The following is a 23,732-nucleotide window of genomic DNA, read 5'->3' on the forward strand; positions in this document are numbered from 1 at the left end:
GGTCGGCGTCATGCCGTAATGGGCGCATAGATCGTCGTAGCGCCGGGTCAGATCCTCACGCGCGTCCTTGTCGAGATTGCGGAACGCGGCGGAGAGGCTGTCGCTGCGGTGTTCGAACGGCGCCCCGCCGAGCGCCCACAGGGCATTTTGCAGTCCTTCCGCCAAAGCGACGAAGCTTTCGCCGCCAAGGACGACATGGGCATGTTCGAAGCCGGAATAGACGAGGCGGAAATGATAGAGCCGGTGATCGAGGACTACGCCGCCGATGGTGACGGCGAGGTCGCCCATTTCGGTAAAGTCGGATAGGCCCATACGCCCAGGCTCATGCGTCTGGCGGAAGATCACCTCGCGTTCGGCGCCATGCAGGGCGCGCCAGACGCGAACGCGCCGCTCCAGCGTGCGGCGGATTCCATGCCCGAGTTCGGGATGACGACGGATCATCTCCTCGAAGATCGCGATTGGCCGCAGGCCCGGCGCCGCCGCCAGCATCGGCGCCACCTCCTGCTCGAAAATGGCGCTGAGCGGATCGGGGCGACGCCGCGCGCGCGTTTCGGCCTTTGCCGATGGCAGCCGCGGATCCTGTTCGATGCGATAAGCGGTGGCGGCGCTGAACGACGCCTTGGCTGCCGCGACGACGACTGGCTTGGTCTGACGGAACTTCATGAAAAGCCTCATCTGGTGGTCGGTTACGTGGCGGCCGGGCAAAAGGCGATTCCTCCAATGCGGAAAAGTCCCCTTGTGCCCGACCGGCCGCGATCGCCAGAAGGCTTCAGAAAAAATGCATCGCCGTGGGGCTGCGCCTTCGGTCGGGCTCCGCCCTCCCTCCGTCACAGCCCCACGGCGATTCTCATCCTGTTTGACGCGCCGTTCTCATCCTGATTGTCGCGCGGCAGCGAGGGGCGTGATGTGGGAGCGGCAGTCTATGCGCTGGCCAACGGGCTCGGTAAGGCGCGCGCTGGGCGCGACGGCGCGGCGCGCGATCCCCGGACGTGGCGCATCGGTTTATTGTCGTCTGGCGAGATTAGCGTCGCACAAAAGATCGCCGAGGACCGAGGGCGGAGCACGAGAGCGGGACAGGCCGTCAGGGTCCTCGACATTCCCGCCGACGCTGGCAAAGGTTACGGCGCTTTCGATCATGCCGGCGGCTTTGGACACGCGGGTGAACTGGCCGACGCCATCAAGGCCGAAGCTTGTCGATCCTACGGAACGGCGGGGCCTCAGTTCGTCCGCAGGATCACCGCCGAAGGCGTCGAGCGGGTCGTGGTGGCAGCAAAGACCGGCATGGCGCAATTTGTCGCCAAGGTCGCAGCTAAAGACGGCGGCGATCAGGTCGTCCGGGCGGCGAAGAAGTTTGCCTTGATCGCGGTCGCGGGTGAACTGGCGACGGTCCTCGGCGTCACCCCTTGGGCGAATGGCGAGGCCCGCCATGCGGCTGAGTGGGCCTTCTCCCGCTGGCTGGAGCAGCGTGGCGGCGTTGGGTCGCACGAGGCGCGGCAGGCCGTCGAACAAGTCCGGCTCGTTGTCGAGCAGCATGGCGAATCGCGCTTTGAAGATATCGGGGGCTCGGTGCACCCAGTGCGTGATCGGCTGGGCTGGCGCAAAGGCGAGGGCGCGGCGAGAGAATGGTGGGTCCCAGTTCAGACGTGGAAGTCCGAAATCTGCGCGGGCCTTGATCCGACATTCGTCGCCCGCACTCTCGACGCGAAGGGAATGTTGCGGCGCCAGGACACAAAAAATCTGCCTGCTGTCGTCAATGTCCGCGATCAGCGCATCCGCGCCTACGTCCTGACTGCTAAAATTCTCGACGGCGACCAGCGGTGAAAATTATGTTTTTCGCTCTTGCCCCGCCCACCAGATTCAACATCGGTCGTAACGGTCGTAACCTCTTAGGAGTTACGACCGTTCCAGGTCGTAACCAAATGCGAGAAAACCCAGATCGGTTACGACCGGAAGTGGTCGTAACTCAAGGGGAGTTACGACCGTTACGACCTGTTGTGCGGTTTAGAGCAGGGGGAGGGCAAAAAAACCAAAATTCTGGTTCGACAGCGACGACTAACCACCATCAAGCGAGGCGCAGACGATGAGTCTCTACATCAAGGAATTGATGCGCGACGCTGAACGAGCTAGCGCTGCCGCCGAAGCGCAGCGCTGGCCCCTTCTTCAACGGCTCGAAGCTTGGCATAAGAGTTTGCCGCCCGCCTCCCGCAACCGGCCCTTCGCCATGGTCGAGCTTGAGCAGGCGACGGGCGTCGCAGGCCGGCTCTTGTCGGCGACACTGATCGAGGCAGGCTGGACGCGAAAGCGCCGCTGGCAGGGCACGGCGCATTATTATCGGTTCTGGCTGCCGCCCGGCTCGTGAAAGGGGCATCCAGCACGGTTTCCAACTGAAAAGATGCTCTGCGACCCACTATTCGAAGAAACCATAAAAGCGTACGTCCCAACAATTATAATTTATCGGCTGCGTGACAGTTACATATATATCTCGAAAAAACTTTTTATCAGTGTCTATATATGTCCAATATTTATCATCTTCTGCATTATATGGAAATACGGTAATCGTAATAATATTATGTTGGCATGGATCAAAATTAGAAATTCCAAACTTAACTTTAGTTATTTTGTAGCTCGACGGCTTATTGTCGACGCATAACGCCACACGCCCATCTGATGTATTTTCATCACACCGTCTATAAGTGATTTTCGCTCTGTCCAAGAGCGTTTCTTGCGGTGCAGGCTCTGGAAAATACACGCTCTTTGGAGGAAACTTTTCGAGACAGACCACTTGCGCTATCGGGCCCATGTTCGCGGGCTGCCCTCGCATTTGCTCGATCATGCATTCGGCATAATTGCTAGGACCGAACCACCCAGCATTCGCGCCGCTGTTCAAATAGCCAGAGCAAGCCATTGCGCCGAACGTCACCGCGAAAAAATTGCTACGGGTCATGAAAACGCCCCTAGTGTCTAAAGGAGGCAATATTACACCGTAAGGTTTTGTTTTTCGATATTTTTTTATCATTTGTGGACGATCTTGAACGCCTGACTTTATCGCCTTCCACCCCCTTAGGGGTGGGCACCCCCTCTAAGAATTCCTTGCAGGGTTGCCCAGATCGGGCGATTCGAGGGGCGGGCCAGCGCCGAGACGCAGTCGCCAGCGGTATCTCACGAGGGCCGGGAAGGGTGTCGTAGCCGGCAGGGATGGCTTGGGGTTGGACAGTTCCGCACGGCCCTACGCAAGCTCGGCTTCAGGCGAGAGCGGCGGTGGACTGGCGATGATGGTTTTCGGGCGGTCTGACGAAAAGAGAATGAAATATCCTCGACGAGCAGTGTCTCAGTTTGAAATTTGAGGGGCTTGGCCGACGCTCGCGCGCCCCTATCTCCCGTGCTATGCTTAGGGCAAAGCAGGGGGCAGATTTGTCCGGGAAGGTCGCCGCATTCGCCAGCTACGGCGTTGTTCTAAGAAATGTTCAATGGAGCTGGTCGGGCATCACGCCGTCTGGAGAGGTTGTCGTTACGCTTTGGATCGATGAGTTTAATTATCGCGATACGCCAGCAACCTATAGCAACCAAAATAGTCGTGACTTTCAGGAATGGGTGTCGAGCCTAGGGAACCTAGAGAGAATTGAAAATCTGAAAATAGCCCGCGACAAGCACGCGGGAATTTTTCGCGTTATCGTAATAAAGGCTGTCAGCGAGACTACTTATCCGCGAACCATCGCAGAGGCATATCCGCGACACAATATAATCATGAGGCTTGTCGAATTCGACGAAAATACAGGTAAATTCAAGGCTGAACTTGTGGAGAATGCCCACCGGACCTAAAGGCGAAAATCGCCCCGCCGATGTGTTCGCGAACGCTGCTCGCGTGATGCGGATAGCCACGGGCGAAGAAGCCGAAGTGCTGACCAGCGACGGCAAGAATGCCGCCGCCGTCTCGCTTGGTAAGAAGGGCGGCGCCGCGCGCGCCAAATCTATGACGCCGGAGCGGCGCTCCGAGATCGCGAAAAAGGCGGCGGCAAAAAGGTGGACAAAGGGTTAGAGTCCCGTCGTCGGGCTGTCGAACGGCAGCGCCATTGTCTCGCCATACCGTGGTTTGACCCGGTCCAATTTCACCATGAAATCATCATATGTGTCGCTAAGCATCATTACTGTGATAACTGATGCGAGATGCTCTCTCAACTTGGGATGGCCGAGGTTTTCCGTAAGCCGCCTGAAGTACTGATGCTTGCGCCGCCCGCTTGGTAGTTTTGGGGTCAATCGTTTTAGTTCGTCGACAATGCCGGGTGCCAATCGCTTATAGATGACGTCGTTGGTTAGATAGCCGAAATACTGGGGCCGCTTCACGGTATCACGCGGATAATGCAGGCCGCGCAAGCGGAAGAGATTGTCGTAAAATTCGGGGGGAAACGTCTGCACCCAAGGCTGAAGTTCCTTGGCGATGTAGTTTTCCAAAATCCGAGCAAGGGCGTCAGCGGCTCGCTCACGCTGATACCCTGTAGCTTCGTCAATCAGGCCAATAATACCGACGCGAGTAAGACCCCGACTTAAGGTCCGACAAGCGGTAGCAATGTGTTTTTGGTTTGCGCGCAATACCCCGGCTCGGTCGGCATCAGCGAAAATATCGCAGACGTCTGGAAGCAGTTCTGCGCGATAGCCAATCATTTGGGCATCACCGTCCATGAAAAGAATGGGTTTGGAATTCACATCTAAGTCACTAGGGAAGAATGATTTTAGGTTCTCTGCGGTCAAGAAAACTGGCGTTTGGAATTCTTCATCGAAACCGCGTCCGCCCTTGACCTTTCCGGTTCGGCCAATAGCACGAACGAAACTGGCGCGCGCTAGGACGCGGGTTTCATCGTCAAGCACGTAGCACTGCAATTCAGTGTCGCCGACCTTAACGATTCCCTCTCTGCTGATTGCTTGGCGTAACGTTCCCCACCTTGAAGCGCCCGCCCTGCGAGCAATCTCACTGCGGCGCTCCGGGGAAAGAGCCAATGCTCTAGCCCTTCCTCCGGCCGATTTGCTAGATTCTGTCACCGACATCTCCTACTTGCAGGCTCGATGTGCAAGCTATAGTGCTTGCAGATAGAATTAGCAAGCATGAGGCTTTCGCTTGATGCGAAATTTCAAACTGAGACACTAACCCGAGCGCGCATCGCTTCCGCCCCCTCTGAAAAGTGCTAAGCTAGCCGCCATTCATCGCGACTCACGGCGGCTCGATCAAAAATCATGTTTGAACAGACGTTTAAGAATATCGACGACGTTCTCTGGAAAGAGGCGGGCTGCACGACCGAACTCGATTACACCGAGCAAACGTCATGGATTTTGTTCCTCAAGTACCTGGACGATCTGGAGCAGGAGCGCGCGCTTCAGGCCGAGTTGGTCGGCAAGGCTTACGCCTTTATCATCGACCCGCCGCATCGCTGGTCGAAATGGGCCGCGCCGAAAAACCGCAAGGGTGAGTTTGACCACGACAAGGCCCTGACTGGCTCGGACCTGATCGACTACGTCAACCAAAAGCTCTGGCCCTATCTGCGCGGCTTCAAGGCCTCGGCCGAGCATCCCGACACCATCGAATATAAAATCGGCGAGATTTTCAGCGAGATCGAAAACCGGTTCCGGAGCGGCTACAGCCTGCGCGACGCTTTGGAGCTGATCGACCAGTTGCGCTTTCGCTCCCAGGCTGAAAAGCATGAGCTATCGCACCTCTATGAAGCCAAGATCAAGAATATGGGCAACGCCGGGCGCAACGGCGGCGAATATTACACGCCGCGCCCGCTCATCCGCGCGATGATCAAGGTAACAAAGCCCAAGGTCGGCGAGCGCATCTATGACGGCGCCTGCGGCTCGGCCGGCTTCTTGTGCGAGGCTTTCGATTATCTGCGCGCGCAGCCGAACCTTTCGACCGCTAATCTCAAAACCTTGCAGGAGAAAACCTTTTACGGGCGGGAGAAGAAGAGCCTCGCCTACGTCATCGCCATCATGAACATGATCCTGCATGGCATCGACGCGCCGAACATCGTCCACACCAACACGCTGGCCCAAAACCTCAGCGACATTCAGGAAAGGGACCGGTATCACGTCATCCTGGCCAATCCACCTTTTGGCGGCAAGGAGCGGCCCGAGGTCCAGCAGAATTTCCCGATTCGCACCGGCGAGACGGCGTTTCTGTTCCTCCAGCATTTCATCAAGTCGCTGAAGGCAGGCGGGCGCGCCGCCGTTGTCATCAAGAACACCTTTCTGTCGAACGGTGACAACGCCAGCGTCAGCCTGCGCCGTGAGCTGCTGACGAGCTGCAATTTGCATACGGTGCTCGACTGCCCCAGCGGCACGTTCCTCGGCGCGGGCGTCAAGACCGTCGTGCTGTTTTTCGAGAAGGGCGCGCCGACCCAGAAAATATGGTTCTACCAGCTCGACCCGGGTCGCAGCATGGGCAAGACCAATCCGCTTAACGACGCCGATCTGATGGAGTTCGTGGCGCTGCAAGAAAGCTTCGCCGACTCGCCGAAGAGCTGGAGCGTCGAGGCCGCGAGCCTCGACAGGACGAGCTTTGAGCTTTCGGTCAAGAACCCCAACGGCGGCGACGATGTGACGCATCGCAGTCCGCAGGAAATCATAGACGAAATCGCGGCGCTAGACGCTGAAAGCGCCGACGTTTTGGCGACGATCCGGAGGCTGCTGTGAATAGCGGGTGGCAGATCAAAAAACTCGGCGAAGTTTGCGTAACGGATAAAACGCAAGGAATTCATCGCAATTTGCCTTATGTCGGACTTGAAAATATTGAGGCGCATACCGCTGAATTTATTGGCTCGCTTGAAGTACAAGCTGCGCAAAGCGCTACTTTCAGATTTTCACAAGAACACGTATTATACGGTCGTTTGCGCCCCTACCTAAACAAGGTATTCGCCCCAGATTTTGAAGGACATTGCTCGACTGAAATCTTCCCAATTCGGCCGAATCCTCGATTGTTACGCGAATTTTTACTCTACTGGTTCCTTGCAGATGAAACTGTAAACCGGATCAACGGGACCTGCACTGGCGCAAGAATGCCACGCGCAAATATGAATGACGTGATGGAGTTTGAGTTTCCGCTTCCTCCGCTCGCTGAGCAACGCCGGATCGTTAGCATACTTGATAACGCGCTAAGCGGTATCTCTGCCGCCAAAGCCAATGTCGAAAGCAACCGCAAAAACGTGCGCTCTCTATTCGAAAGCCGGGCCAACGAAATTTTTTTGCAGCGTGGCGACGGATGGATCGAAAGAACACTTGCGACGCTATGCGACATAAAACACGGTTTCGCCTTCAAGAGCGAGTTTTTCACATCATCCGGTGACTACACGTTACTTACGCCCGGTAATTTTTACGAGGCGGGCGGGTACCGTGATCGAGATGAAAAGCAAAAGTATTACTGCGGCGAAATCCCAAAGGGCTATGTTCTCTCAGAAGGAGACTTGCTGGTTGCAATGACAGAACAAGCGGCAGGGCTTTTGGGAAGCCCTGCGCTTATCCCTGCATCCGGAAAATTTCTTCATAATCAACGGCTCGGTCTTTTAACCAAGAAGCCTGACGCGCCTTGGATCAACGAATTCTTTTTCCATGTTTTCAACACGAGTGCGGTTCGAAAGGCAATTCATGACAGCGCGTCAGGTGTGAAAGTCCGCCATACATCGCCGACAAAAATCGGCGAAGTTATCGTCGCGTTTCCGAAATCAACCGAAGAACAGCGAGCAATTGTTGCTCAGCTTTCTGATTTAGATATTGAATCCCAACGCCTCGCCGCCATCTACCAGCAAAAAATCGACGCCCTCGACGAATTGAAAAAATCCCTTTTGCACCAAGCCTTTTCCGGCCAACTTTAGAGCCCGCCATGAACGAAGCCGAGACGCGCGCCGAATTGATCGACCCCGCCCTGACAGCCGCAGGCTGGGGAGTGATCGAGGGCAGCCGCACCCGACGGGAGATGATCGCGCCAGGGCGAATTCAGGGCGGCGGCAGGCGCGCCGACGCGCTTAAATGCGATTACGTCCTGACCTACCGCAACCAGAAGCTGGCGGTGATCGAGGCCAAGAGGTGCGGGCTCGCCGACACGGAAGGCGTCGGGCAGGCGAAGGACTACGCGGGGCGGCTTTTGACCCGCTTCGCCTATTCGACCAACGGCGTCGGCATCTATCAGATCGACATGAAGACCGGCGCGGAGGGCTATGTTTCCGCGTACCCCTCGCCGGATGATTTGTGGAATCGGGTCTTCGCCGAGGCGAACGTATGGCGCGACAGGTTCAACGCCATCCCCTTCGTCGAGAAGGGCGGCGGCTGGTCGATTCGCTACTATCAGGCCAACGCCGTCAATAAGGCGCTGGAGGCCCTCGCGGCCGGCAAAACGCGCATCCTGCTGACGCTGGCGACTGGAACCGGCAAGACAACCATCGCCTTTCAGATCGCCTGGAAGCTGTTCGAGGCGCGATGGAACCTTTCGGGCGAGCCGACGCGCCGCCCGCGCATTCTGTTCCTGGCCGACCGTAACATTCTCGCCAATCAGGCCTATAATGATTTTTCCTCGTTCGCCGCCTTCGCCGAAGACGGAATGATTCGGATCAAGCCGGACGAAATCGCCAAGCGCGGCCGGGTGCCGAAAAACGGCAATCTGTTTTTCACGATCTTCCAGACCTTTTCGAGCGGGCGCGACGCCGAGGGCAGGCCCGCGCCGAGTTTCGGCGACTATCCCTCGGATTTTTTCGATTTCATCATCATCGACGAATGCCATCGCGGCGGCGCGAACGATGAAGGCGATTGGCGCAAAATTCTCGAATATTTCGCGCCGGCCGTGCAGCTCGGCCTGACCGCGACGCCCAAGCGCAAAAACAATGTCGACACCTACGCCTATTTCGGCGAGCCGGTTTACACCTATTCGCTCAAGGAGGGCATCAACGATGGCTTCCTGACCCCGTTCAAGGTCAAGCAAATCGCCACGACGCTCGACGACTATGTCTACACGCCCGATGACACGGTCGTCGAAGGCGAGATCGACCAAGCGAGGCGCTACACCGAGGCCGATTTCAACCGGGTCATCATCATCGAGGCGCGCGAGCAATATCGCGTAAAACTCCTCATGAGCCTGATCGATCAGCGCGAAAAAACCCTCGTGTTCTGTGCGACCCAGCTTCACGCGCTCGCCGTGCGCAATCTGATCAACCAGATGAAGGCGAGCACAGACCCGCACTATTGCGAACGCGTGACCTCGGATGACGGCAAGCTGGGCGAACAAAGCCTGCTGGCCTTTCAGGACAACGAAAAAACCATCCCAACCATCCTGACCACGTCGCAAAAGCTCTCGACGGGCGTCGACGCCCGCAACATACGCAATATCGTGCTGATGCGGCCGGTCACTTCGATGATCGAATTCAAGCAGATCATCGGGCGCGGAACCCGGCTGTTCGACGGCAAGGACCATTTCACGATTTATGATTTCGTGAAGGCCTACGAACTTTTCAACGACCCTGAATGGGACGGCGAACCGCAAGACCCACCAGAACCGGCCACGCCACGCCCGCCGCGTCCCGACGGTGAGGGAGAGGGCGAAGGCGGGGGGGAGGGCGATGAGGATGAAGAGGCCGCCCGGCCCAAGACGATCAAGATCAAGCTGGCGGACGGCAAGGAGCGCACCATCCAGCACATGATGGCGACAACCTTCTGGAGCCCTGACGGCCGCCCCATGTCGGCGGCGGAATTCGTGCAGCGGCTCTTCGGCGAGTTGCCACAGCTTTTCAAGGACGAGGACGAGCTACGGAAAATCTGGTCCGCGCCTGAGACGCGCAAGGCCTTGCTGGATCAGCTTTCGGAAAAAGGTTTCAGCGGCGAACAGCTCGACGCAATGCGCAAGCTGATCGACGCCGAGAAAAGCGACCTGTTCGACGTGCTTGCCTATATCGCCTATGAACTGCCGCCGATCACGCGCGAAGACCGCGTCGAAGGACGCCGCGCGATAATTTTGGCGCCCTATGACGCCAAGCTCCAGACCTTCTTGAGTTTCGTGCTGGCTCGATACATCCGGGACGGTGACGGCGAACTCAGCTTTGAAAAGCTTGGCGGCCTGTTGGAGTTAAAATATCACTCGGTCAATGACGCCACCGTCGAACTGGGGAGCGTCGCATCGATTCGCGACGCCTTCAATGGGTTTCAGCGGTATCTATATGACGCGCCGAGCTAAGGCGTCGGTAACGACCCCAGCCATTACGCCTTAAAGTTATAGTGTTGGCGATTTTGTTGATCGGGTGTGCATGAACATTGAGCCGTGACGCTCGCGTTCAAAATCCCCCTTGGGGGTAGGGGCGGGGGGCCAGTAATTCTTCCCAAGCAGTCCCTGCCTAACCGCCATTCGCACGAGTCGGCGCGGGACGGGCGCTCGCGTCGCTGGGCGGGCGTAAGGGAGCCGGACAGCAGGAACGCAGCCCTGTGGTCTCTCATCGTCATCCTGTCGCCCGCTCTCGACGGAAGAGGCGCGCGCCGCAGCCCATCGCAAGCCAGAGGACTCAGAGGCGAGCGGGGCTATTTTCGCGGTGGTGCTTCCCATGTGCTTCCCAACCGAACTTTCTTGGAAGCGCGGAATGTCAGGATGGCCAGTAAACGATTGTTTCTAATGGTACCGCCACCCCGGCTTGAACGGGGGACCTCTAGATCCACAATCTAGCGCTCTAACCAACTGAGCTATGGCGGCCAATTTGCGCGGAACCTAAAGCGGAGAGCGCGCTAATGCAAGTGCATCGCGCGCCCAAAATTCGCCGTCCGGATTTCCGGCGCCCGCATTTCGCGGACGCCGGAAGGGACAAAGGATTCACTTCGGTTTGAAAACCTTGCCGATCTGGTCCTTGAACGGACCAGCCGCGTCGGAGGCGACTTGCTGCGCCAAAGCCGTCAGTTCCTTGGCTTGCGCCGACAGGTTCTCATATTGCTTGCGCGCATGTTCGCTCTGCAGGGCGATGGCCTCGGAGATGCTGCGCACGCCCGACAGCGCCTGAAGGTAGGACACGGAAGCCACGGCATTGGCCTGATAGGCCTCCAGCGCCTTGGCCGAAAAAGCCTGAAGGCTTTTGCTGGCCGCGCCGAAGGAGCCTTCGAGGGCATGGACCGTTTCCGTGACCGCTTCCTTGGCGGCCTGCTGGACCTTGGCGACTTCGGCGACGATCTCCTTCGTCTTGCCGGAGTCGAGGGCCTTGACCGATTCGAGCGCCTTGGCGGGGTCGAAAGTCTTGACCTGTTCGGCGGTTTCGGCGGCTACGGCCTTGACCGCTTCGACGATCGCCTTCAGGGGTTCGGCGATGGTCGTCTCATGTTCGACGACAGCCGTTTCCGGTTCGGCGACGGGCGCGCCTTCAGGCGCGCTGACCGCCTTGGCGGCGGGTTTGGAAGTCTTGCGCGGACGGGTCGGCATTATTTGGTTTCCGTCGGGGTGACGGCCTTCTTGACGGCTTCGCCGAGGGCCTTGGCCTGTTCTTGCACTGAAGCGACCTGGCTCTTGAGGTACTCGGACTGGATGGAGAGAAATTCCTTGGGATCCTTGGCCTTGACCAGCTTGTCGGCAAGATCGAAAGCGGCCTTGACATTGGTTTCGGCGAAGGTGATCGCCTTGGCGTTCAGTTCCTTCGCGCTGGAGGCGAGCGTCGAGGCGGCGGCTTCCGACTGGGCGGTGGCCTTCTGGGCGGCGGCGACATAGCTGTCGAAAGCCTTGCGGGCTTGATCGACGGTCTTTTCCGCGAATTCACGAACTTCGGTGGGGATTTCGAGGTTGAGGTTGGTCATGGAAGTTCCTTGAGGTTGCGCCCGGTCTGTAAGCTCCCGCCTCCGGGCCGCTTGTCATTACGATCCGAATATATCGCTAAACATGCTGCATTGCAATATGCTATTTGTGCACCGCAGCATGCGCTCCGCGACTGGAATTAACTCCGCCTTCATCATAAATGAATCCGATGGGGATTGTCATGGATCAAATGTGGATTCCCCGCACCGGACGTGATTAAGTTTTGGTTAAGCTGCGGCGCCGACCGGGGATGCCGCCACGGCTTGAACGGGCGGTCGGAACAAGCGGCGCGATCTGGTGGACTGGACCTCTTTTTCTTTCGTTCGGAACGGGCGCATTGACCCATGGTTGACGAGACCGCGAACAGGCCGCCGCGCCCCGACGTGACGGCGGCGCTGGCAGAGCCGACCTTCGCGTCGCTGGCGCGCGCCGGCGCGCCGATCGTCGTCGCGGACGGCGATCCGGCGCGCGTCATCTACGCCAATGGCGCGGCGCTGGCGCTGTTTGCGGCGGCCGGCTGCGAAGATCTGTCGCATCGGCTGTTCGCCTCCGACGAACCGGGGGCGCTGCGCCTCGCCCATCTCGCGCGCATCGTTCTCCCCGGCGCCGCTGCGCGTCTTGAAAGGCTGTCGCTGCGTTTCGACCTGCTGTCGGAAACCGTCACCTTCCTCTGCCGCCGCACCCCGGGGGCCAATCCGCTGTTCGTCCTCGCCGGGCTCGGCCTGCGCGCCGGCCAGCCGCGCGCGCGCATCCCGCTTGCAACGGAAGCGCCTCGGGGCGCGATGGCGCAAGAGTCGGGACAAGAATCGGAACACGAATCGGAACAAGAATTGGGGCACGCGTCCGCGCCCGAAGCGGTCGCGCCGCCCGCGCCCGTCGCCGGGACGGAATCCCCCCTTGCCGAGGATGGGTTGGCGCCTTTGCGCGATGATCTGGCGCGGCGTTTCCCCGGCCTGCCGCCGTCGCGATTCCTGTGGCGCACCGACGCCTCGAACATTGTCACCGAGGTCACGCCGCCGCTGGCCGAACTGGTGGGTCCCGGCTGCGCCGCCCTGATCGGGCGCGATCTCGTCGCCGCGGCCGAGGCGCTCGGACTCGACCCGCGCGGCGAGCTGACGCAGGCCTTGCGCGGTCGCTCGACCTTCAGCCGAATCGAGGTGGACTGGCCGGTTGAGAACGCCGCCGCCGCCGCGCCGGTCACGCTCGGGGCGCTGCCGGCTTTCGGACGCGGTCATGATTTCGAGGGCTGGCGCGGTTTCGGCGTCATCCATCTTGACCGCCTTCACGCCGCGCCCCTGATCGATCCGCCTTTCGCCGATACGCGCTCTTTCGACGAAGCGCTGCCGGCCGCCCCGCCGCAGCTTGCGTCGGCCTCGCCCGAATTTTCCGGCGTCGTCGTGCCGCTGCGTCCTTTCTTTCAGCCTCAGGTTCAAGCGCCGCCGCCGCCGGCTTTGGCGCGCGACAACGACGCCGATTCGGTTTTGGTCGCGCTGGCGCCGCATGAACGCAACGCTTTTCGGGAAATCGCCCGCACGCTCGGCGCAAGAAGCGAATTTGGCGCAAGAAGCGATTTTGGCGTGCGAAACGATTTTGGCGCACGCGGCGAGGCTGGCGGAAATTTCGGCGCCCCTTCCGAACCGGGTCGCGACCTTGGCGAGCCGCCGCTTCCGCCGTCCTTCGGCGCCGGAAACGGGCTTGATGCAGACGGGCTCGATGTTCTGCCTTTCGGCCTTCTGGTGCTGCGCGACGGCGAGGCGGTTTTCGCCAGCCGTCCGCTGCTCGACTGGCTGGGATTCGCCGATCTCGCGGCTTTCGAGGAGGCCGGCGGCCTGCACGCGGTCTGCCGCAACGCCCTGCCCCCGAGGTTCGAGCGGCAAGCGCCGGCGCCCGAACGGCGCGCCGTGTCGTTGCGCTCGATCGAGGGCGACTCCTTCGTCGTCGACGCCCAGCGCGGCCAGCTCAATTGGGAAGGCGCGCCTGCCGAATTCTGGGCGATGACGCGGCCCTCCTCGGCGGCGCTGGAACAGCGCGTCGGCGTGCTGGAGGCGGCGCTGCGCCAGCGCGAGGACGAGGCCGAGGAGACGCTGGCCATTCTCGACACCGCCGCCGACGGCTTTGTCCTGATCAATGCCGACGGCGCCATTCTCGGCCTCAACCGCTCGGCCGAAACGCTGTTCGGCTATGGCCGCAACCAGATCGCGGGCGAAAATTTCACGCTGTTGCTCGCCAGCGACTCCCAGCCGGCGGCGCTCGAATATTTCGCCCGGCTCAAGGCCGGCCAGCATGAGAGCGGGCGCCAAATGATCGGGCTCCATCAGCATGGTCGTGAAGTCTTGGGGCGCCCGCGCCTGGGAGGGACGATCCCGCTGCATCTCGCCATCGGGCGACTCGGCAGGGGCGCCGACGGCAAATTCTGCGCCGTGCTGCGTGACCTGAGCCGCTGGAAGCAGGCGGAAGCCGCCATCGAGGAGGCGCGCGCGCACGCCGAACGCGGCAGCCAGGCCAAGTCGGAATTCCTGGCCAAGGTCAGCCATGAAATCCGCACGCCGCTCAACGCCATTCTCGGCTTCGCCGAAGTCATCATGGAAGAGCGGTTCGGTCCGGTCGGCAACGAGCGCTACAGGGAATATCTGAAGGACATCCACGCTTCCGGCGTCCATGTGATGAGCCTCGTCAACGACCTGCTCGACCTGTCGAAGATTGAATCGGGCGGGCTCGATCTGACCTTTTGCGCCGTTGACGCCAATCGCGTCGTCGCCGAATGCGTCGCGCTGATCCAGCCGCAGGCCAATCGCGACAAGGTCATCACCCGACTCGCTCTGGCGGCGCGGCTGCCGGCGGTCTGGGTGGATGAGCGCTCGCTGCGCCAGATCGTGCTGAACCTGCTCGCCAATGCGGTGCGCTATAATGAACCGGGCGGGCAAGTGATCGTCTCGACCGCCTGTCACGCCTCCGGCCAGGCGGTGTTGCGGGTGAAAGACACCGGTATAGGCATGAGCGAAAGCGAATTGCAGAAGGCGATCGAGCCCTTTCGCCAGATCGATCCGTCGCGCGGCGGCGGCGCGGGCCTCGGCCTGCCGCTGACCAAGGCGCTGGCGGAGGCCAATCGCGCCAGCTTCGCCATTCGCAGCCGCAAGGGCGAAGGCACTCTGGTCGAAATCGCGTTTCCGCTGGCGCCGGCCGAATCGGTCGCCGACAAGGCGGGATAGAATTTTGTTTCCGGGAGACGCCACATGGATGCGCAGTTAAAAGAGCGGCTGGAACTGGCCGGGCTTTCGGCGACCGATCTGGCCTGGTTCGATTCGTTCGACTGCGACGATGCGCGCGTGCCGGTCCCGCGTCCCGGAGAAATTGCCGATTACAGCCGACGCGAGGCGGCGCTCAACGCCGCGGTGAAGGCTCTGACTTTCGCCGAGCGCGGCGAAGCCCCCGAGGGCCGCCTCGCCGCGGCGATCGGCGCCCGCATCGCCGACGCGCGCGATCCCGAAGAGGAAGAGTGAGTCTTACAAGTCCGGCGTGAAGCGCAATCCGGCGCGCGCCTCCTGCGCGGTGACGCTCGATCCCAGATTGAGGAAGCGATAGCCCAGATCCAGCTTGACATGCGGGGCGACGTCGATGGCGAGGCCGGCCATCAGCGCAAAGGCGAAGTTGATGGTCGATCCGCCGGGGCCGCGATCGTTGGGATAACCGAGGAAATAGCAAGGCAAGCCGCCGAGGCCGCCCTGGAACCCGCAATAATTATTGTGCCCGCCGGTTCCGTAAGCGACGCCGCTCATGAACTTGTAGTCGATGTTCGAACTGGTCAGCAGGTAGGAGGCGCCGAGCCCTGCCCCCACATAGGGCGTGAAGCCGGACCAGTTGCCGAGATCGATGTAGAAGTTCAGCAAATAAGCGCTGGCTTGCAGCTTTTCCCAAGGGTTGGCGGTGCAGGACGTGGTGAAGACATTGCCCGGAATAGCCGGGTCGGCGGCGACGGGGCAGCTCTGCGGCAACCGCCCCAGGCCGGGCGCGGCGATACTCGTGGCGGCGCCGGTCCCCGGCAGCGCGAAGGTCCGGCGTCTGGTGAAGGATTCGAGCCCTTCATAGGTCGCATCCACGCGGAAATAGGGGTTGAACTGGTAGCCGGGGCCAATGCTGCCGCCGACCAGCGGCGCGCTGACGCCGCCATAGGACATGTTCATGTGCAATTCGTTGTAGCCGACATCGCCGCGCAAATACCAGCCTGAGCCGAGTTCGGCCAAAGGCGCGGGGGAGCGCGGATCGTCCTGCGGGTAGAGCGGCGGCTGGCTCATGTCCGCGGCTTGCGCGCAGAGGGTCGCGCTGGCGGCCCACGCCGCCAGCGCCGCAAGCGCTGCAAGGGCCGCTTTGGACGGACGGGGGCCCCTCGCCGCCTGAATCGACTTACCCATGTCATACCTCTTCGACTGCTTTTCGGGCGCGTCGCCACAACTTCAGGTTGTGATAGAAGTAAAGAAAGAGGGTTAATCGCGGCTTAAGGCCGGCGCCCCTGGCTCGAAAAGACAGGCATGCCGGCCAAAATCGCGTACCCTTCGCCGGGCGGAGGGGCGCAATCGATACCCGACGCAAAAAAAGGCGGAAGCTTTCTGCCTCCGCCCCTGGCCGGATCGGCGAACCCGTCAGGCGGGTTCATTCAATATCTGGCGCGAACCGGCGGTTCGGCATAGGCGACTGCAGCCGGCATCCAGCGCAGGCCGACGCGCAGGTCGTTCGAGGCGACATTGAAATGCTGTGTTTCGAAATGGCAGCTAAATTGGGTCTGGTTGTTGCACGCGATGGTCCCGGTGTTGAAGGTTCCCATGTTGACATAGCGATAGCCGACATCGAGCAGCAGATTGGGAGAAAGGCGATAGGCGACGCCGGCCGTCAGCGCCCATGCGAAATTCGTCCCGTTGTTATTGTTGGCGAAGCCGAAGGCGGCGCCGGGATAGAGCGAAATATCCTTCAGGCCCGAGACCTGATAGGCGGCGAAACCGACGCCGCCGCCGACATAAGGGGTGAATCCGCCCCAGGTTCCGACGTCGATATAGCCATTGGCGAGAAACAGCGCGGTTTTGATCTGGCCGGTATATTCGTCCCCGCAAAACACTCCCGAGGTCGGGTCGCAAGGCGATACGGACGGATCGCCCCATTGATAGGTCGAACTGGCGCGATAATTGATGCTGTTGCGGTATTCGCCGGTGACGTCGGCGCGCAGCCATGGGTTGAATTTATAGCCGACGCCGAGTCCGAGCAGGAGGGGGTCGCCGACGCTGGCCGGGCCTTCGATCGTGCTGAGCGAGGCGACGGTCTGGCCATCGCGATAGGTCGACTGGAGATTCGAGGCGTTGGCGTTGGCGACGCCGAGGTCGCCGCGCAGATAAAAGCCGGTTTCCTCGACGATCGCGCCGCGCAGCGGTTCTTCGATCGGCGGCGCCGGCGGCAGCAGATCGGCGGCGCGCGCGCCGCCCCCGACGGTCTGGGAGCCGGCGATGGCCGCGACGCTTGCGAGAATGAGGGCTTCGATACGGCCCATGACGGAATCCCTTTTTTGGACGGGCGCATTTGGCCCGAAATCTTGTTCCACGAGGGGATTCTTGCCAGTAAAGGCTTAAATAGGTCTTAACCCTAATCTTTAACCGTATTTTTTATATCTTGCCGCATGGCCGGAACATCCGAGGCGGACGGGACTGGCGCGGCCGGGATCGTGACGTAGGTAAGGACTTTACTAATGCGTTTCGATCCGCTACGCCATTGCCGCAGATTGCCCCGGCCTTGCGCTGGGGTTTTTGCGTTGCGCCGGAAATGGGCGCCGGTTCGCCTGAACCGAAGGTCCGCGTTAGAGCTTTTTCAGGCGAGGCGCACCCGGTTCGCGTGAAGAAAACGCATGAAAACGACAACGAGGGCCCCGATCCGATGCGATTCGATCGATAAAGGCTCGGACGGAAAGCGAAAGACCTGAAGATATGGCCAATGTGGTGGTGGTCGGCGCCCAATGGGGCGACGAAGGCAAGGGCAAGATTGTCGATTGGCTGTCGGTCGAGGCCGATGTGGTGGTGCGATACCAGGGCGGCCATAACGCCGGCCATACGCTGGTCATCGACGGCGTCACCTTCAAATTGTCGCTGCTGCCCTCCGGCATCGTGCGCCCCGGCAAGCTGTCGGTGATCGGCAATGGCGTCGTCGTCGATCCCCGCCATCTCATCAAGGAAATCGCCGGACTGCGCGCGCAGGGCGTCACGATTTCGCGCGAAAACCTGCGCATCGCCGAAAACGCGCCGCTGATCCTGTCGCTGCATGGCGAACTCGACGCCCTGCGCGAAAACTCGGCCGCCGAGGGCGCGCGAATCGGCACGACCAAACGCGGCATCGGCCCGGCCTATGAGGACAAGGTCGGCCGCCGCGCCATCCGCGTCATGGATCTGGCGGAACTCGCGACCCTGGACGCCAAGATCGAGCGCCTGCTGACCCATCATAACGCCTTGCGCCGCGGCTTCGGCCTCGAAGAGATCGCGCCCGGGACGATCCGCGCCGAACTGGAGGAAGTCGCGCCGCACGTCCTGCCCTTCATGGACCGCACCTGGTCGCTGCTCGAGGATTTGCGCCGCGCGGGAAAGCGCATTCTGTTCGAGGGCGCGCAGGGCGCGCTGCTCGACATCGACCACGGCACTTATCCCTATGTCACTTCGTCGAATACGGTGGCGTCCAACGCGGCGACGGGGGCGGGTCTCGGGCCGAAAGCGATCGGCTATGTGCTCGGCATCGCCAAGGCCTATACGACGCGCGTCGGCGAAGGGCCTTTCCCGACCGAATTGCATGACGACATCGGCCGGTCCATAGGCGAGAAGGGCCGCGAATTCGGCACGGTGACGGGACGCGCGCGGCGCTGCGGCTGGTTTGACGCGGTGCTGGTGCGCCAGACCGTGAAAACCTCGGGAATTGACGGCATCGCCTTGACCAAGCTCGATATTCTCGACGGGTTCGAGGAACTCAAGGTCTGTGTCGGCTATCGCCTCGACGGCCAGACCATCGAGTATCTGCCGGCGAGCCAGGCGGCGCAGGCGCGGGTCGAGCCGATCTTCGAGACGGCCGAAGGCTGGCGAGAACCCACCGGGGGCGCCCGCTCCTGGGCGCAATTGCCGGCGCAGGCGATCAAATATGTGCGCCGGATCGAGGAATTGATCGAGTCGCCGGTGGCTTTGCTCTCGACCAGCCCGGAGCGCGAAGACACAATATTGATGCATAATCCCTTCCGGGATTGACGCCGACCGTTTCTCGACGGAAAAACTTCAGGCGAAGAGCAAAGGCGCAGAATGGCTGACTATTATCCGCTCCTGGCCAAAGCCGTTTCCGGCCTGAAGGCGTCGACGCCGGAGACGCGGCAGGCAATTTACGAACGCGCGCGCAAGGCGCTGCTGGGGCAATTGCGCTCGATGCAGCCGCCGGCGCCCGAAGGCGCCATCGAGCGCGAAGCCGAGGCGCTCGACGAGGCCATCGCGCGGCTGGAGCGCGCCTTTTTCGGCGCTCCAACCGCCGACGTCGCCGAACCCGCGCGCGACGAAACCACTATTGCCGAACCTGCCGCCGCCGCATCCGCCGTTCAACAGGCCGAACCCGCCGCGCCGGTCGATGAGCCGGAAGTTGTGACGCTTGCGCCGCGCGAAAACGCCCGTCCGGCGGCGCCCAAACCCGATCTCAAGGAGCGCGGCGGCTGGCGGCGGATCGCCATCGTCGCCGGCGCGCTGGCTTCGGTGCTGGCCCTCGTCGGCTTCGCCGCATGGAAATTGCGCGACAATCCGGAGGAACTGGCGCGCCGGAGGCCCACTCCGGAGGCGGCCGAACCGAATACCGGCGGCAAGATCGGCGAAAGAATCGGCGATGGACAAGCGTCGCGAAATCCGGCGGGAGCGCCAGGCGGGCCGGTCATTCCCGTGGCCTCCCGCGCCGCTGTATTGGCCCAGGCCCCTGACGAACCCGGCGGCGTCAAGACCTACATCGGTTCGGTGGTCTGGCGCCGCGATTCGGCCAACCGTGGCCCCAACCAGCAACTGGCCGGCGCGATCCGCGCCGATATCGAGATTCCGGAAGCGAAATTCAAAGCCTCGGTGGTGATGGAAAAGAATTACGACACGGCGCTTTCCTTCAGCCACACCATCAATCTGCGCTTCGAGCCGGCGGCGGGGTCGCCGATCGGCGATGTCAACGCCATCAACATGCCGGAAATGCGTCGCGACGACGCCGCCAAGGGATCGCCTTTGCTCGGCCTGCCCGTCCAGATCGCGCCGAATGTCTTTCTGGTGGGGCTTGCTTCGGCTTCCGAGACGCAAAATCTCGACCTGCTGCGCGGTCCGAACTGGATAGACATTCCGATGAGCATCGCCAATAGCCGCGTCGCCAAATTGACCTTCGAGAAAGGTCCGGGCGGCGACAAACTCGTCGCCGACGTCCTCGCGGAATGGAAGGGCCCATGAAAAGGCCGTCGTAATGGGCAGACCCATGCTGTAGAAACAATTGCCTGGAGACTTCTGTTTTAAAAGGCTCCAGAGCAACCTCTACGAACTGGCGCGCTCCAATCTGAGGCTTTAAAGCCGCGCCTGCGCCTGCGCCGGCGCGGACAGCGGCAGGGGACGCGGCAAGGCTTCGATGCGGGAGACGCGCTCGCGCACCGCCTGCTGCACTTTCTCGAATGCGCGCACCTCGATCTGCCGCACCCTTTCGCGCGAAATGCCGAATTCGGTGGAGAGATCTTCGAGCGTGATCGGATCGTCGGCGAGCCGGCGGGCCTCGAAAATGCGCCTTTCGCGCTCGTTGAGCACGCCGAGCGCCTGAGAAAGCGCCTCGCGGCGCGTGTCGCTTTCCTCGGACTGAACCAGAAGGCTCTCCTGACTCGCGGAATCGTCGACGAGCCAATCCTGCCACTCGCCTTCGCCCTCTTCGCGCAGCGGCGCATTGAGCGAGGCGTCGCCGCTGAGGCGGCGGTTCATATCGACGACTTCCTTCTGCGACACGCCGAGCTTGGTGGCGATGGCGGCGACGTGGTCGTGTTTCAGATCGCCGTCCTCCAGCGCCGAGATCTGGCTCTTGGCCCGGCGCAGGTTGAAGAACAGCTTTTTCTGATTGGCCGTGGTGCCCATTTTGACAAGGCTCCACGAACGCAGGATATATTCCTGAATCGAGGCGCGGATCCACCACATCGCATAGGTGGCGAGGCGAAAGCCCTTTTCTGGCTCGAACCGCTTGACCGCCTGCATCAGCCCGATGTTGCCCTCGGAAATCACTTCGCCGATCGGCAGGCCGTAGCCGCGATAGCCCATGGCGATCTTGGCGACGAGCCGAAGATGCGAGGTGACCAACCGATGCGCTGCGGCGCTGTCGGAATGTTCGCGCCAGCTTTTGGCCAGCATGTATTCTTCCTGCGGCTGAAGCATGGGAAAACGGCGGATTTCATCGAGATAACGCGACAGGCCACTGTCGCCTGCAAGAATGGGTAGCGCGGCTGCCATCAAACCCTCCTGGATCCGGACGCCCGGCACGGCGCGTCCGAGACGGTCGCAACACGCCGACCGTCGAACGGAACATATAGGGACCAGAAACCATGGCCGAAAGAGGGCGATGCCTTCAAATCCCGATTAAAAATCGGTAACCCGGCGCGCAGGCGCCTGTTCCCTCTACGGGGGAAAATGCTTTTTGGTTCTGGCATTGAACCGTCATTATGCGCTAACACAACGGTCAATCCCGAAAAAACAGGGCGCATCGATGCAAAACTCCCTTTTCGCTAATGTCGCGGAACTTCCCCGCGACCCGATCCTCGGCCTGACCGAGGCCTTTGTCGCCGACAAGAATCCGGGCCGCGTCAATCTCGGCGTCGGCGTCTATCAGGACGAAAGCGGAAAGACGCCGCTGCTGGCTTGCGTCAGGCTGGCGGAGGAAAATCTGCTCGCCAAGGCCGCGCCCCACAGCTATGTCCCGATCGACGGTCTTGGGGGCTTCAATTCCGCCATCACCCGGATGGTCTTCGCCGATTCCGCCGATTTCGCCCATGTCGCCACGGCGCAGGCGCTCGGCGGCACCGGCGCGCTGAAACTGGGCGCCGAACTCTTGAAGGTGATCTCGCCCGGCGCAAAAATATGGATCAGCGATCCGAGTTGGGAAAACCATCGCGCCTTGTTCTCCGCCGCCGGTTTTGCGGTCGAGACCTATCCCTATTACGGAGCCGATGGCGAACTGGACTTTTCAGGGCTGATCGCGGCGCTCGAAAAAATTCCCGCCGGCGACGTCGTGCTGCTGCACGCCTGCTGTCATAATCCGACCGGCCTCGACCTGTCGCAGGAACAGTGGCGACGAATCGCCAAAATCGTGCGCAAGCGCGGCCTGACGCCCTTTCTCGACACCGCCTATCTGGGCTTTGCCAAAGGTCTCGACGCCGACGCCTTTTCGGTGCGGCTGTTTGCCGAAGACGGCCGGCCTGTGTTGGTCTCCTTCTCGTTTTCCAAGTCGATGTCGCTGTATGGCGAGCGCGTCGGGGCCCTAAGCGTGCTGACCGCCAGTTCGGCGGAGCGCGGACGCGTGCTGAGCCAACTCAAGCGCATCGCCCGCGTCACCTATTCCTCTCCCCCGAGCCACGGCGCGGCGGCGGCGGCGCTGGTGCTGGCCGATCCGGCCTTGAGAACGCAATGGGTGGACGAACTCGCCAGGATGCGCCTGCGTATCAAGGCGATGCGCACGGCGCTGGCGGCCAACCTGTCCGAGCGCCTGCCGAACCGCGATTTTTCCTATATCACGCGCCAGAACGGCATGTTCTCCTACTCGCGCCTGACCGCGCCGCAGGCCATCGCACTGCGCGAAAAATATGCGGTCTATGCGCTCGACAGCGGCCGTATCTGCGTCGCGGCGCTGAACGGCAAGAACATCGATTTCGTCAGCGAATGCATAGCCAAAGTGATGACGGAAGTCTGAGGCGAGGCTCGGAAGTCTGGTTAACAACTTCGTCATGCCCGTGCTGGTTACGGGCGTCATGCAATCCACGCCGGGCCGCAGCCTCGGCGGAACCAAAAACAGCCTGAACCTCGCCACGAGAAGCCGCCGCGCCGCCGGTTAGCGTTCCGGCGGCGGCGCAATGGCGCAAGACGCGCGTGCGGGAATCGAGACGTTCCGGCAAGCCGGCTAAATCAACCCGTCGCGCTTCGCGGCCGCAGCGGCCTGCATGCGGTTCACGACATTGAAAGCCCTGAAAATGGCGGTGACATGGACTTTGACGGTTTTGTCCGAAAGTCCGAGCGCCCGCCCGATTTCCTTGTTCGACTGCCCGGCGCTTAGCAGTTGCAACACCTCCTTCTGCCGCTCTGTCAGGCTCACAGCGATCTCAGGCCCGCCGTGGTCGTCCCCCGTGGCCAACGGCTCCGGCGTTTCATTCGCCAGCAAAGTCGGAACGTAGACGTTGCCCGCGAGCACGAATTGCAGCGCCGCGAGAAGGGTCTTCGGGGGCGCCGATTTGGGAATATAGCCGACGGCGCCCGCGGCCAGGGCTTTGCGCACGTCGCGAGGGTCCTCCGATGACGACAGAATGATCACCGGGAGTTCCGGTCGCCGCCGCCCGAATTCGCCGATCGCCGCCCATCCGTCGCCGCCGGGCATCGCCAGATCGAGAAGCACCGCATCGAGATCGGCATGAGCCTCGGCGAGCGCGAGGCCCCTCGCGCTATCCTCGGCCAGTAGCGCGGTCGTGTTTGATCCCGCCTGCCGCAGCAAAGCCGCAAGGCCCTCGCGCACGACCGGATGATCGTCGACAATCAGCAGTTTCATTTGCGGATTGTGGATCATTGCCTGTTGTTCGGCAAGCGAACCGGAGGTCTTAAGACCAGTCTTAGCCGCTCAGTCCAATTTACATAGCGGCATCATACGCAGAAAGTGGAAGGATGACGGTCAAGTACAAAGCATACCAAGCTAT

20 protein-coding genes, 1 tRNA gene and 1 pseudogene are annotated in these 23,732 nt (G+C 61.2%); 12 read left to right on the plus strand and 10 right to left on the minus strand.

Going from position 1 to position 23,732, the window contains the following annotated elements:
- Nucleotides 1-675 (minus strand): annotated as a pseudogene (locus tag QZY01_RS10820) (IS21 family transposase); the annotation flags it as partial.
- 204 nt (nucleotides 676-879) lie between these two features.
- Here QZY01_RS10820 and QZY01_RS10825 point away from each other — a divergent pair.
- On the plus strand, nucleotides 880-1,821 hold the full coding sequence (locus tag QZY01_RS10825) for a DUF927 domain-containing protein (RefSeq protein ID WP_294536922.1): 942 nt from the start codon (nucleotides 880-882) through the stop codon (nucleotides 1,819-1,821).
- 259 nt (nucleotides 1,822-2,080) lie between these two features.
- Nucleotides 2,081-2,359, plus strand: coding sequence for a hypothetical protein (locus QZY01_RS10830; RefSeq protein ID WP_294536925.1), 279 nt, complete (start codon nucleotides 2,081-2,083; stop codon nucleotides 2,357-2,359).
- 48 nt (nucleotides 2,360-2,407) lie between these two features.
- On the opposite strand, the gene QZY01_RS10835 is transcribed toward QZY01_RS10830, so the two are convergent.
- Complete coding sequence (locus QZY01_RS10835) at nucleotides 2,408-2,944, minus strand: hypothetical protein (RefSeq protein ID WP_294536928.1); 537 nt, start codon at nucleotides 2,942-2,944, stop codon at nucleotides 2,408-2,410.
- A gap of 467 nt (nucleotides 2,945-3,411) precedes the next feature.
- Between QZY01_RS10835 and QZY01_RS10840 the strand changes: the two genes are divergently transcribed.
- Nucleotides 3,412-3,819 carry a hypothetical protein gene (locus tag QZY01_RS10840; RefSeq protein WP_294536931.1) on the plus strand — a complete coding sequence of 136 codons (408 nt, stop codon included), beginning with the start codon at nucleotides 3,412-3,414 and terminating at the stop codon, nucleotides 3,817-3,819.
- A gap of 43 nt (nucleotides 3,820-3,862) precedes the next feature.
- Nucleotides 3,863-4,036, plus strand: coding sequence for an RNA-binding protein (locus QZY01_RS10845; RefSeq protein WP_294536934.1), 174 nt, complete (start codon nucleotides 3,863-3,865; stop codon nucleotides 4,034-4,036).
- Here QZY01_RS10845 and QZY01_RS10850 read toward each other — a convergent pair.
- Nucleotides 4,033-5,034: a P63C domain-containing protein gene (locus QZY01_RS10850; protein ID WP_294536937.1), complete on the minus strand. Its 1,002-nt coding sequence runs from the start codon at nucleotides 5,032-5,034 to the stop codon at nucleotides 4,033-4,035. The genes QZY01_RS10845 and QZY01_RS10850 overlap by 4 nt on opposite strands.
- Before the next feature lie 192 nt (nucleotides 5,035-5,226).
- On the opposite strand from QZY01_RS10850, the gene QZY01_RS10855 reads away from it, so the two are divergent.
- The 3 genes from QZY01_RS10855 to QZY01_RS10865 are packed head-to-tail and all read left to right on the plus strand — an operon-like array spanning nucleotide 5,227 to nucleotide 10,201.
- A complete protein-coding gene (locus QZY01_RS10855; RefSeq protein WP_294536940.1) occupies nucleotides 5,227-6,681 on the plus strand; it encodes an N-6 DNA methylase in 1,455 nt (484 codons plus the stop codon).
- On the plus strand, nucleotides 6,678-7,856 hold the full coding sequence (locus tag QZY01_RS10860) for a restriction endonuclease subunit S (protein ID WP_294536943.1): 1,179 nt from the start codon (nucleotides 6,678-6,680) through the stop codon (nucleotides 7,854-7,856). Before QZY01_RS10855 ends, QZY01_RS10860 begins: the two co-directional genes overlap by 4 nt.
- An 8-nt stretch (nucleotides 7,857-7,864) precedes the next feature.
- The gene (locus QZY01_RS10865; RefSeq protein ID WP_294536946.1) at nucleotides 7,865-10,201 is read left to right on the plus strand and encodes a type I restriction endonuclease subunit R; all 2,337 of its coding nucleotides are present in this window, start codon (nucleotides 7,865-7,867) and stop codon (nucleotides 10,199-10,201) included.
- Between the two features lie 430 nt (nucleotides 10,202-10,631).
- Here QZY01_RS10865 and QZY01_RS10870 read toward each other — a convergent pair.
- The 3 genes from QZY01_RS10870 to QZY01_RS10880 form a co-directional block, all read right to left on the minus strand.
- A tRNA-His gene (locus QZY01_RS10870) sits at nucleotides 10,632-10,708 on the minus strand.
- Between the two features lie 117 nt (nucleotides 10,709-10,825).
- Nucleotides 10,826-11,422, minus strand: a complete 597-nt coding sequence (locus tag QZY01_RS10875; protein ID WP_294536951.1) for a phasin family protein — start codon at nucleotides 11,420-11,422, stop codon at nucleotides 10,826-10,828.
- The gene (locus QZY01_RS10880) at nucleotides 11,422-11,790 is read right to left on the minus strand and encodes a phasin (RefSeq protein WP_294536953.1); all 369 of its coding nucleotides are present in this window, start codon (nucleotides 11,788-11,790) and stop codon (nucleotides 11,422-11,424) included. Before QZY01_RS10880 ends, QZY01_RS10875 begins: the two co-directional genes overlap by 1 nt.
- A gap of 342 nt (nucleotides 11,791-12,132) precedes the next feature.
- Here QZY01_RS10880 and QZY01_RS10885 point away from each other — a divergent pair, with 342 nt between their 5' ends.
- Both QZY01_RS10885 and QZY01_RS10890 read left to right on the plus strand, forming a co-directional pair.
- Entirely contained in the window at nucleotides 12,133-14,997 is a 2,865-nt protein-coding gene (locus tag QZY01_RS10885; RefSeq protein WP_294536956.1) for a PAS domain-containing sensor histidine kinase, read from the plus strand.
- A 24-nt stretch (nucleotides 14,998-15,021) separates the two neighbouring features.
- Entirely contained in the window at nucleotides 15,022-15,288 is a 267-nt protein-coding gene (locus QZY01_RS10890) for a hypothetical protein (RefSeq protein ID WP_294536960.1), read from the plus strand.
- A 3-nt stretch (nucleotides 15,289-15,291) separates the two neighbouring features.
- Here QZY01_RS10890 and QZY01_RS10895 read toward each other — a convergent pair whose 3' ends face one another.
- Together QZY01_RS10895 and QZY01_RS10900 are read right to left on the minus strand one after the other, a co-directional pair.
- Nucleotides 15,292-16,197 (minus strand): outer membrane beta-barrel protein, encoded by a 906-nt coding sequence (locus QZY01_RS10895; protein ID WP_294536963.1) that lies wholly within the window; start codon nucleotides 16,195-16,197, stop codon nucleotides 15,292-15,294.
- A gap of 242 nt (nucleotides 16,198-16,439) precedes the next feature.
- Nucleotides 16,440-17,321: an outer membrane beta-barrel protein gene (locus tag QZY01_RS10900; protein WP_294536966.1), complete on the minus strand. Its 882-nt coding sequence runs from the start codon at nucleotides 17,319-17,321 to the stop codon at nucleotides 16,440-16,442.
- A 430-nt stretch (nucleotides 17,322-17,751) separates the two neighbouring features.
- On the opposite strand from QZY01_RS10900, the gene QZY01_RS10905 reads away from it, so the two are divergent.
- Together QZY01_RS10905 and QZY01_RS10910 are read left to right on the plus strand one after the other, a co-directional pair.
- Nucleotides 17,752-19,047 carry an adenylosuccinate synthase gene (locus QZY01_RS10905; protein ID WP_294536969.1) on the plus strand — a complete coding sequence of 432 codons (1,296 nt, stop codon included), beginning with the start codon at nucleotides 17,752-17,754 and terminating at the stop codon, nucleotides 19,045-19,047.
- A 51-nt stretch (nucleotides 19,048-19,098) separates the two neighbouring features.
- Nucleotides 19,099-20,256 carry a hypothetical protein gene (locus QZY01_RS10910; protein WP_294536972.1) on the plus strand — a complete coding sequence of 386 codons (1,158 nt, stop codon included), beginning with the start codon at nucleotides 19,099-19,101 and terminating at the stop codon, nucleotides 20,254-20,256.
- A 111-nt stretch (nucleotides 20,257-20,367) separates the two neighbouring features.
- On the opposite strand, the gene rpoH is transcribed toward QZY01_RS10910, so the two are convergent.
- The gene (gene rpoH / locus QZY01_RS10915) at nucleotides 20,368-21,288 is read right to left on the minus strand and encodes an RNA polymerase sigma factor RpoH (RefSeq protein WP_294536976.1); all 921 of its coding nucleotides are present in this window, start codon (nucleotides 21,286-21,288) and stop codon (nucleotides 20,368-20,370) included.
- A 253-nt stretch (nucleotides 21,289-21,541) separates the two neighbouring features.
- On the opposite strand from rpoH, the gene QZY01_RS10920 reads away from it, so the two are divergent.
- Nucleotides 21,542-22,741, plus strand: coding sequence for an amino acid aminotransferase (locus QZY01_RS10920; RefSeq protein ID WP_294536979.1), 1,200 nt, complete (start codon nucleotides 21,542-21,544; stop codon nucleotides 22,739-22,741).
- Nucleotides 22,742-22,948: 207 nt separating this feature from the next.
- Here the strand turns inward: QZY01_RS10920 and QZY01_RS10925 are convergent, their stop codons facing one another.
- Complete coding sequence (locus QZY01_RS10925) at nucleotides 22,949-23,587, minus strand: response regulator transcription factor (RefSeq protein ID WP_294536982.1); 639 nt, start codon at nucleotides 23,585-23,587, stop codon at nucleotides 22,949-22,951.
- Between the last annotated feature and the right edge of the window lie 145 nt (nucleotides 23,588-23,732).

The sequence above is a fragment of the uncultured Rhodoblastus sp. genome (assembly GCF_903903185.1).
Taxonomy (GTDB): domain Bacteria; phylum Pseudomonadota; class Alphaproteobacteria; order Rhizobiales; family Beijerinckiaceae; genus Rhodoblastus.

What these genes read in the sequence shown, in the direction of transcription:
- QZY01_RS10830 (WP_294536925.1), top strand. Translation starts at nt 2,081, where the DNA reads ATGAGTCTCTACATCAAGGAATTGATGCGCGACGCTGAACGAGCTAGC.
- QZY01_RS10835 (WP_294536928.1), bottom strand. Translation starts at nt 2,944, where the DNA reads ATGACCCGTAGCAATTTTTTCGCGGTGACGTTCGGCGCAATGGCTTGC.
- QZY01_RS10855 (WP_294536940.1), top strand. Translation starts at nt 5,227, where the DNA reads ATGTTTGAACAGACGTTTAAGAATATCGACGACGTTCTCTGGAAAGAG.
- QZY01_RS10865 (WP_294536946.1), top strand. Translation starts at nt 7,865, where the DNA reads ATGAACGAAGCCGAGACGCGCGCCGAATTGATCGACCCCGCCCTGACA.
- QZY01_RS10875 (WP_294536951.1), bottom strand. Translation starts at nt 11,422, where the DNA reads ATGCCGACCCGTCCGCGCAAGACTTCCAAACCCGCCGCCAAGGCGGTC.
- QZY01_RS10880 (WP_294536953.1), bottom strand. Translation starts at nt 11,790, where the DNA reads ATGACCAACCTCAACCTCGAAATCCCCACCGAAGTTCGTGAATTCGCG.
- QZY01_RS10885 (WP_294536956.1), top strand. Translation starts at nt 12,133, where the DNA reads ATGGTTGACGAGACCGCGAACAGGCCGCCGCGCCCCGACGTGACGGCG.
- QZY01_RS10890 (WP_294536960.1), top strand. Translation starts at nt 15,022, where the DNA reads ATGGATGCGCAGTTAAAAGAGCGGCTGGAACTGGCCGGGCTTTCGGCG.
- QZY01_RS10895 (WP_294536963.1), bottom strand. Translation starts at nt 16,197, where the DNA reads ATGGGTAAGTCGATTCAGGCGGCGAGGGGCCCCCGTCCGTCCAAAGCG.
- QZY01_RS10900 (WP_294536966.1), bottom strand. Translation starts at nt 17,321, where the DNA reads ATGGGCCGTATCGAAGCCCTCATTCTCGCAAGCGTCGCGGCCATCGCC.
- QZY01_RS10905 (WP_294536969.1), top strand. Translation starts at nt 17,752, where the DNA reads ATGGCCAATGTGGTGGTGGTCGGCGCCCAATGGGGCGACGAAGGCAAG.
- QZY01_RS10910 (WP_294536972.1), top strand. Translation starts at nt 19,099, where the DNA reads ATGGCTGACTATTATCCGCTCCTGGCCAAAGCCGTTTCCGGCCTGAAG.
- rpoH (WP_294536976.1), bottom strand. Translation starts at nt 21,288, where the DNA reads ATGGCAGCCGCGCTACCCATTCTTGCAGGCGACAGTGGCCTGTCGCGT.
- QZY01_RS10920 (WP_294536979.1), top strand. Translation starts at nt 21,542, where the DNA reads ATGCAAAACTCCCTTTTCGCTAATGTCGCGGAACTTCCCCGCGACCCG.
- QZY01_RS10925 (WP_294536982.1), bottom strand. Translation starts at nt 23,587, where the DNA reads ATGAAACTGCTGATTGTCGACGATCATCCGGTCGTGCGCGAGGGCCTT.